Source organism: Bacillus sp. JJ1764, assembly GCF_036962145.1.
GTDB lineage: Bacteria > Bacillota > Bacilli > Bacillales > Cytobacillaceae > Neobacillus.
In genome coordinates this window covers 8,296-16,338 of the sequence record NZ_JBALNY010000048.1, presented here as the reverse complement: position 1 = coordinate 16,338, position 8,043 = coordinate 8,296, and the positions used below count along the sequence as shown (strand labels likewise).

The following is an 8,043-nucleotide window of genomic DNA, read 5'->3' as shown; positions in this document are numbered from 1 at the left end:
TCAAAAGCGACTTTATTAATATATCATCTGCAAACTTTAAAGTCAACAACTTTTTTTAAAGTTGTTTTTATGTCAGCAGCGACGTTTATTAATATAACAAGATTAATAACAATTGTCAACAATCTATTTTAAAAAAATAATTATCCCTTTTTTCTGTCCTTCCTGCCTCTTCTCATATACTTTAAACACTCGTGAGGTGATGCTACTCTCTTAAATAAAGTAAATAAGACTTTATAGCGTTCCTCCATTGCTCTTTTTACAATATGGTCAATCCGATCATCCTTTAGGTCAAACAAGATTTCATCAAGCTCCCGCTTTAATAAATACTCCATTTCTTTTACTTCCCTTTCATTGATTAGAAGCCCAAACATAAATAACCTCCAAGCTAATATTTGTTATAGTAGTCTTTTCCATTTTATGAAATTTTATAATTCATTTCTTTTATCATATTTTTTTTAAAACAAGCATATGTTTGAGACAAGGATTTGATTGGACGAGGTGGGAAAAGTGAACTTCTTTTATATTGTCAATGGTAAATCAATTAAGAATGGGATTTTAATTTTAATCGCCTCCTTTTTTACCGCTTGGTTTCTCTTTATTGAAAACATTGCCCAAATTCCGGTATTTTCAACCAAGGATGGCCCAAAAGCAGTTTTTCGAGGTGAAAAGGATGTGGCACTGACTTTTAATATTGGCTGGGGTGATGAAAAAGCCGAACCTATTTTAGACACTCTAAAACAGGAGAATGTGAAATCAGCAACCTTTTTTCTTTCCGGCTCATGGGCGGAGCGGCATCCAGATCTTGTCAATCGCATTGTTAAAGATGGTTTTGAAGTGGGCATTTTGGGTTATAATTATGTGGATTATACGGAAGTAGACGATGTTAAAGTTAGTAAAGATATTTCAAAAGCTCAAGAAGTATTTAAAAAGCTCAATGTAAAGGATATTAAATTATTACGTGCCCCCACTGGTCATTTTGATGAACGGACATTAAAGATTGCTAAACGCTACGGCTATACAGTTGTACATTGGAGTATAGACTCAAAAGATTGGCAAAATCCAGGTGTCAACCAGATTGTCGCAAATGTTAAAAAAGCCGATAAAGGGGATATTTTACTTCTTCATGCCTCCGATTCTGCTAAACAAACGGCTAACGCATTGCCGCAAATGTTAAAGGATTTCCGGGATAAAGGCCTAAAGCTGGTAACTGTTTCAGAAATGATTGCAAATGGTGACGTATATTCTAAAGAAATTAATTAAAAAACAAAGACAAAACCGCCCATGAACATTAAATGGACGGTTTTTTTGTTTGCTTTTTACTAGGCTTGTGATTTGTTTTTTGAAGTGCCTTATTTTGCCGCTCTTGTTCAGATTGCGCATTTAATTTATGCAGCATCAGTAACTGATAGGCATTACAGATCGATAAGGTCACACCCATTAAATAAAGCCAGTTGCTGTCATTTACGCGTAATACTGGAACCCACTCGACAATTGTCACCACAATCATGAAAAAAAGTGCAGGTATAAACGCAGCCTGATTGGTTTGCTGTTTTTTGAACCAAGAAACTGTTAAGCCGATTATAAGCACTGCAGCAGCAAGCCCAAGATAAGGAAGAATGGACTCCCCTTTATCCGCAAAAGCGTTGTATCTTAAATAAACTAAATCAAATAAGGCAAACAGAATAAGGATTACTTGAACACCATTCCATAGAGAGGCTGACTTAAAAATCCCTAAACCAAAACGATGAACGGTTAGATACGCAAAAAAGCCCATTTGGCTGATGGCACTGAACAAGAAGCCCATAACAACCAACCATAAAATCGCTGATACGATGTCCTTTAGTTGAAAATCTACAAAATAAGGCTGTAACTCACTCCAACGTACTACTAATCCCACTATAGCCGTTGTCAGTCCGCCAACTAGCAAAGTGGACATAAACAGCCTTACTAAATTACGGCTTGTCACCTAATTCCCTCCAATAAAGTAAACTCGCCGACTGGCAAGCCTTAAAGGCGAAGACAGAGGCGTAGTTGCACTTATGCCTGATAGTAAGGTTTTTACTTTCCTATCGACCAAAAAATAAATTCATTTTGATTGTACCAAGCCCCCTTTGAAAAATCCATAAATTAAGTTTTTGCGTATAATCTTATCCAATTTTCTTCATGCTAGATATAAGGATTCTTATGTGAAAGGGGCTAAATTATGAAAGGTCAAAATAGGCTGCTACTCCTGCCCATTTTGTTATTCCTGACCAGTTGCTCTTCCGATGATTCAAGTGCCGCGAGTAATCAACTTGATTATGATCAAACCAAAAAAATGGTTGTGGATATTTTAAAAACAGATGATGGGAAAAAAGCCATTCAGGATGTCATGTCGGATGATAAAATGAAAGAGAAGCTGGTGATGGATCAAAAAGTTGTCTCTGATACGATTAAACAGACCCTGACATCAGACGCAGCGACAGATTTTTGGAAAAAGACATTCAGTGATACGAAATTTGCGCAGAACGTTGCTAAAAGCATGAGATCCGAAAACGAAAAGTTATTAAAGGACTTAATGAATGATCCTGCTTATCGCGGCATGATGATTCAAGTATTTAAAGAGCCTGAAATTCAAAAGGAAATGGCTGATGCCCTAAAAAGTAAGGAATACCGTGAACATCTGCAACAGATCATTACCGAAACGATTGATAGTCCATTATTTAAAGCGAAGATGGAGGAATTGTTGTTAAAGGCTGCACAAGACGCTAATAATAATGCAGGCGGAAGCAGCAATAAAAAATAACCATCATTCATTTTGAATCAATCGTATATATAGAAACAAAAAAGAGGCAGTCCAATCATTTTGAACTGTCTCCTTTTTATTTATTTCTTCAATCTATTCACAACATTTTCAGCAATTTCTAGATAAATTTTACCTAGTTTATGTTCTTCCTGATAAATGGATGGCGCAAAATCTTCTTCATGCCAATCTGGCTGATCAAGCGGCAGGCGGCCAAGAACCTCGGTATTCAGTTCTTCAGCAAGCTTGTCTCCGCCACCGCGGCCAAATACATATTCTTTTTCACCGGTCACTTTACTTTCGAAGTATGCCATATTCTCAATGACACCCAAAACTTCATGTTCTGTTCGCAATGCCATAGCCCCGGCACGGGCAGCAACAAAGGCAGCAGTTGGATGAGGAGTTGTTACGATAATTTCCTTACATGCCGGCAGCATGGTGTGAACATCAAGGGCCACATCTCCTGTTCCAGGAGGTAAATCAAGCAATAGATAGTCAATATCGCCCCACTCTACTTCATTGAAAAAGCTGTTTAACATTTTGCCAAGCATTGGTCCACGCCAAATAATCGGGGCATTATCCTCAACAAAAAAGCCCATTGAAATAACTTGTACACCGAAACGTTCAACCGGAATGATTTTTTCTCCTCTTACAACAGGGCGTTGGGTGATTCCCATCATATCTGGCACACTGAAACCATAAATATCCGCATCAATTAGACCAACCTTTTTACCAAGGCGTGCTAAGGCAACTGCCAGGTTTACGGAAACTGTTGATTTACCTACCCCGCCTTTACCACTGGCAATGGCAATAAAGGTTGTACTTTGCGAGTTAAGCAGATTCTTTTCTGTTTCAGGCTCTGCATGTCGATGTGCGGCCATCACTTCTTCTGAAAGCTGGCCAAAACGAATTCCTACCGATGCTGCGCCTGCCTCTTTTAACAGATTTACCACTTGTGTTTGCAACTGAAGCTGCTCACTTGTACCAGTTCTTGCAATAGCAATTTTTACACTAACGTGATTTTTTTCCTCTTTGATCTTAATTTCCTCAATGGCATTTAACTCTGCCAAAGTTTTATGTAAAAATGGTTCTTTCAGGCTGCCAAGAACCTCTAGGATTCTTTGTTCTGTCAACATTCAATAAACACCTCACAATTGTATTCGTTTCCATCTATCAGTATATCATAACATGGCTTAGAAACAGTTATTTGAATCACACAACCAACAAAAATGGAAGGTGTTTACCACCTTCCCTTAATCTGTTTCGATGAGCTCCTTTTCATTCGTAAAATAGCGCAAAATTCCTTTATAGATGGATGCCGCTATTTTGTCCTGATAAGAATCCTTCTTTAAATTTGCCTTTTCAGCTGGATTTGAGAGAAATCCGACTTCGACTAATACACCTGGTTTTTTGGCATGTTTTAAAATATATACCTGATTAATTGGTTTCGCTCTTCTAGTCGTATTTTCTAAATTTCTCCGTAATTCTTCCTGAATAAATTTAGCTGCCCGTGCATTTTCCTCATGATGTGGAGCATAAAAGGTTTGGGCACCACTCCATCTTGAGGACGGAATCGCATTTAAGTGGATACTGACAAAAAAATCATTATCTGAGTCATTGATCATTTTCAATCTCTTTTTCAAATCCTCCACTTTTCTTCGACTATATCCTCTTGTATCAGAATCAGCCAAATCCTTATCCGTATCTCTTGTCATTACTACCAAAGCCCCTTGTTGCTGCAGATAATCTCTTACCTTTAAGGTAATATCCAATGCAATATCCTTTTCAAGTGTTTTCCCTGTTCCCGCGCCCCCATCAGGTCCGCCATGGCCAGCATCCAAAAGGATAATTTTCCCTGACAATGGCAGATTCCACGGTTTCCATGAATCGTCATTGGAAAAGTCATACTGCAAAATAAGAAACAGTACTAATAATCCTACTGAAAATGCAATCACTTTTAATCTGCGCGTCAACAAACCCAATCATTCCTTCCCGCACGTCCCTGTACACTTCATCTATATGGGACAAGGGGGAAAATTAGAACTATTTAATGTAACCGCAGTTTATGGCGTCTCTGCCCTTTTTCAAAACCGTCTTTCCACCATGCATATACATATTGCTCACATAAATAGTAAAGGGATTCACTCATCGTTCCTTCATCACCATTTCCCCAAAACAGTAAAAAATTGAACATGGTATCTACCAGATGTTTTTCTTCTTGATCACAACGCATCCGCACCTGCTCCATTGTCTCACCATGATAACCAAATTTACTGAATTTAGCGCCAAGTAAATAAGCCTCAAGGGCGACATCATAGCATGCTTCCTCAATTCCAGAATTCATCACAAAGCTTTGGGCAATACGGGTTGAACCAAAGTAGTGTTTGACTCGTTCTTTCAATGTATTAATCGATAAGTCCCTTAAAACGGAACGTTCATATTTGATTTGCTTTTCACGGCGTTTTTCTTTAAAGGTCGTAATTACAGTCACTTCTATTTCACCTCTTAGCACTATTCTTTAACCCTTGTACTTAAGAAATGCAATGGGAAGGCTTCCAATTTTTTGCGCGGATAGGAATACACTGATAAACTTGTGTACCGCCCTCATAAGGATGTGTTTCTTTTATTATTCAGCCTTTCTCCTCCAAAAGTTGTAGAAAAAATCAAGCTTTTCTCTGAGGGAAAGCTCCCCTGTAATCGATATGCTAAAGACATCAAGAACAAAGGGGAGATTTCTAATGGAAAATAAAGTAGTGATGATCACGGGAGCTTCAAAAGGATTAGGTCGTGCATTAACTTTGGCATTTGCGAAGGAAGGATCGCGGATCGCGATTTGTGCTCGTAAGGAAAAAAATCTTTTAGCAGTAAAAGCTGAAGCGGAGGCATTGGGAGCGGAAGTGCTCGCCGTCACCGCTGATGTGTCTGTTGCAAGAGATGTGGAACGTTTCATTGCCATGACAGAGGAAGCTTTCGGTCATATTGATGTTTTGATTAACAATGCCTCCATATTAGGACCGAGTCCGATGCCATTTTTGCTTGACTATCCGGAAGAGGACTTTGCTGAGGTGCTACGGGTTAATACTGTTTCACCCTTCCTTGTAACCAGAAGAGTAATTCCGGGAATGCTTGAGCGGAATCAGGGTTCGATTATCAACGTCACCTCGGAAGCTGGCCACACCGGTTATGCCAGTTGGGGTGCCTACGGAATCTCCAAGTTCGCCGTGGAAGGGCTGACGCAAACTTGGGCTGATGAATTAAGTGAAACCAATATTAGAGTCAATATGGTTGACCCCGGGGAAATGGATACTGAAATGCATCAATTGGCCGTTCCGGATTGTGATTACACATTGGCAAAACCAGAAGATGTTGTTGGGGTATTTTTATATCTCGCTTCGGATCAATCTGTCGGCGTAAATGGACAGCGGTTTGAAGCTCAAGCAAAGGAGGAATTATAATGCCGGCAAAAGCATTGGATTTTTACCTGCCAGAAGCATTAAATGCATCCTATCCCCCTGAAAAGCGGGGTGTACGGCGGGACCATGTCCGGATGATGGTCCTTGATCGAAATACCGGTGAAACGAAGCACGATCAGTTTTTCCATTTAACCAATTACCTTCAGCCAGGTGACCTGGTGATTCTAAACAATAGCCGTACCATCCCTGCTGTATTACAGGCAGAATGGATAAGAGAGGATGTCGTAATTGCCTCAGCAGTAGAAGTAAGATTGGCAAGGCGCCGCCAGGAAGATACTTGGGAAGCCTTAATTGTTGCTAATTCCATTAAAGATGGCGATCAGTTGCAATTTTCCCAGGCATTATCTGCAACCGTGGTGGGGTCCAAAGAAAACTCGCCATTAAAGACCATTATTTTTTCTAAAAAGGGTACAGAATTATTCAATATTATATATGCCGTAGGTGAGCCTGTTCGCTATGAGTATATTGAACAGCCATGGGAGCTCGATTACTATCAAACCGTGTTTGCCAGTCATCCTGGATCCGTCGAAATGCCCTCTGCTGGAAGAGCCTTTAGTTGGGAGCTTATCTTTAAAATGAAACACAAAGGAATCCTGCTTGATTTTATCCAGCTTCATACTGGATTAAGCTACTTGCTTGATGATCAATGGCATCAAACTCCGGAGGATAATGTTGAAGAGTATCATATCCCCGATTCGACAATGGAACGAATTCAGCAAACGAAAGCTGCCGGTAGTAGAGTTATTGCAGTGGGTACAACCGTAGTCCGGGCTCTTGAAACGGCAGCCTCGACTGGAAAACGAACCGGTCAGACCAATCTTTATATCGATCAAGGCTTCCCTTTGCAAATCGCTGATGGAATCATTACCGGCTTACATGAACCAAAGGCCAGCCATCTCGATATGCTTTCCGCGTTCGTATCTGGGTCACATTTGAGTAAAGCCTACAACCAGGCCATTGCTTGCGGTTATTTATGGCATGAGTTTGGCGATATGAATCTAATTTTGTGAGCGGAGGCTGGCACATGCGAATTCATCATTTTGCGTTAGAAGTGAGTCAATTAGAGGAATCCGTTGCTTTTTATAAAAAGAATTTAGGGTTTCATGAAGAAGGTCGTATCCTTTTTATGGGGGAAGAGATTGTGTTCTTAAAATTGGGTGATTTCCGAATGGAGTTGATTTCTGGAGATCGCCCTTGCGTTCCTTCTACTCATCTCTGTTTTGAGGTTGAATGTCTTAGTGAAATAACGGGGCTGATGAACCGAAACAGGCTGCTTGAGGGACCTTATAAACTTGAGAACGGCTGGGAAACAGTGTTTTATTCGGGACCAGATGGGGAAATCATTGAGTTTTTGCAAGTAGTGACTGCTAGTTAGGCTCTTTGGAAAAGGTTTATGGTGCCATGAATTCACTCTACCTTCCCAAAATTACAGTTGCACCGGAAATTCGGGAATATAGACAGGTTCTACCTTCCACTTTTCCGGCCGTTCCGAAAAATCGGGAACATAGACTGGCTCTACACCCCAGACCCAGATCCATTACTAACAAAACGGAGTTTTTAATATTCAAATACTGGTAATCCGCTATAATGAAAAGTAGAGAAGGGTTGGTGGGGGAAACCATATGTCTTTTGAAGCAGAGTATGGGGAAATTAGTATTTTAAAAGAAATTGCCGAGTTACTTAATGAAGGAACAGATCCAAAAGAAGTGTTATCCGGAGTTTTAAAAAAATTACTCCATGTAACCGGACTTCAAACTGGATGGATCTTTCTTATGGATGAACAGGGAA

General features: G+C 39.9%; 10 protein-coding genes and 1 pseudogene. 6 read left to right on the top strand and 5 right to left on the bottom strand.

What is annotated here, in order from left to right; genetic code table 11:
* Window positions 1–140 precede the first annotated feature (140 nt).
* Window positions 141–371 carry a hypothetical protein gene (locus tag V7083_RS07750; RefSeq protein ID WP_335476807.1) on the bottom strand — a complete coding sequence of 77 codons (231 nt, stop codon included), beginning with the start codon at window positions 369–371 and terminating at the stop codon, window positions 141–143.
* 136 nt (window positions 372–507) lie between these two features.
* Between V7083_RS07750 and pdaB the strand changes: the two genes are divergently transcribed.
* Window positions 508–1,260, top strand: coding sequence for a polysaccharide deacetylase family sporulation protein PdaB (gene pdaB / locus V7083_RS07745; protein ID WP_335476806.1), 753 nt, complete (start codon window positions 508–510; stop codon window positions 1,258–1,260).
* 28 nt (window positions 1,261–1,288) lie between these two features.
* Here pdaB and V7083_RS07740 read toward each other — a convergent pair whose 3' ends face one another.
* A complete protein-coding gene (locus tag V7083_RS07740; protein WP_335476805.1) occupies window positions 1,289–1,966 on the bottom strand; it encodes a KinB-signaling pathway activation protein in 678 nt (225 codons plus the stop codon).
* A 237-nt stretch (window positions 1,967–2,203) separates the two neighbouring features.
* Between V7083_RS07740 and gerD the strand changes: the two genes are divergently transcribed.
* The gene (gerD, locus tag V7083_RS07735; RefSeq protein WP_335476804.1) at window positions 2,204–2,785 is read left to right on the top strand and encodes a spore germination lipoprotein GerD; all 582 of its coding nucleotides are present in this window, start codon (window positions 2,204–2,206) and stop codon (window positions 2,783–2,785) included.
* 80 nt (window positions 2,786–2,865) lie between these two features.
* Here gerD and V7083_RS07730 read toward each other — a convergent pair whose 3' ends face one another.
* The 3 genes from V7083_RS07730 to V7083_RS07720 all read right to left on the bottom strand — a co-directional run bounded on the left by V7083_RS07730 (window position 2,866) and on the right by V7083_RS07720 (window position 5,273).
* Entirely contained in the window at window positions 2,866–3,663 is a 798-nt protein-coding gene (locus V7083_RS07730) for an Mrp/NBP35 family ATP-binding protein (protein WP_435556542.1), read from the bottom strand.
* Between the two features lie 372 nt (window positions 3,664–4,035).
* Window positions 4,036–4,755, bottom strand: coding sequence for an N-acetylmuramoyl-L-alanine amidase CwlD (gene cwlD / locus V7083_RS07725; protein ID WP_335476808.1), 720 nt, complete (start codon window positions 4,753–4,755; stop codon window positions 4,036–4,038).
* Window positions 4,756–4,829: 74 nt separating this feature from the next.
* A complete protein-coding gene (locus V7083_RS07720; RefSeq protein WP_335476802.1) occupies window positions 4,830–5,273 on the bottom strand; it encodes a YbaK family protein in 444 nt (147 codons plus the stop codon).
* Window positions 5,274–5,520: 247 nt separating this feature from the next.
* On the opposite strand from V7083_RS07720, the gene V7083_RS07715 reads away from it, so the two are divergent.
* The 4 genes and pseudogenes from V7083_RS07715 to V7083_RS07700 all read left to right on the top strand — a co-directional run.
* Entirely contained in the window at window positions 5,521–6,237 is a 717-nt protein-coding gene (locus V7083_RS07715) for an SDR family NAD(P)-dependent oxidoreductase (RefSeq protein WP_335476801.1), read from the top strand.
* Window positions 6,237–7,265, top strand: coding sequence for an S-adenosylmethionine:tRNA ribosyltransferase-isomerase (locus tag V7083_RS07710; RefSeq protein ID WP_335476800.1), 1,029 nt, complete (start codon window positions 6,237–6,239; stop codon window positions 7,263–7,265). The genes V7083_RS07715 and V7083_RS07710 overlap by 1 nt, the downstream gene beginning before the upstream one ends.
* A gap of 14 nt (window positions 7,266–7,279) precedes the next feature.
* Window positions 7,280–7,630: a VOC family protein gene (locus V7083_RS07705; RefSeq protein ID WP_335476799.1), complete on the top strand. Its 351-nt coding sequence runs from the start codon at window positions 7,280–7,282 to the stop codon at window positions 7,628–7,630.
* Window positions 7,631–7,877: 247 nt separating this feature from the next.
* Window positions 7,878–8,043: pseudogene (locus V7083_RS07700) on the top strand (histidine kinase); the annotation flags it as partial.

What these genes read in the sequence shown, in the direction of transcription:
- V7083_RS07750 (WP_335476807.1), bottom strand. Translation starts at nt 371, where the DNA reads ATGTTTGGGCTTCTAATCAATGAAAGGGAAGTAAAAGAAATGGAGTAT.
- gerD (WP_335476804.1), top strand. Translation starts at nt 2,204, where the DNA reads ATGAAAGGTCAAAATAGGCTGCTACTCCTGCCCATTTTGTTATTCCTG.
- V7083_RS07730 (WP_435556542.1), bottom strand. Translation starts at nt 3,663, where the DNA reads ATGGCCGCACATCGACATGCAGAGCCTGAAACAGAAAAGAATCTGCTT.
- V7083_RS07715 (WP_335476801.1), top strand. Translation starts at nt 5,521, where the DNA reads ATGGAAAATAAAGTAGTGATGATCACGGGAGCTTCAAAAGGATTAGGT.
- V7083_RS07710 (WP_335476800.1), top strand. Translation starts at nt 6,237, where the DNA reads ATGCCGGCAAAAGCATTGGATTTTTACCTGCCAGAAGCATTAAATGCA.
- V7083_RS07705 (WP_335476799.1), top strand. Translation starts at nt 7,280, where the DNA reads ATGCGAATTCATCATTTTGCGTTAGAAGTGAGTCAATTAGAGGAATCC.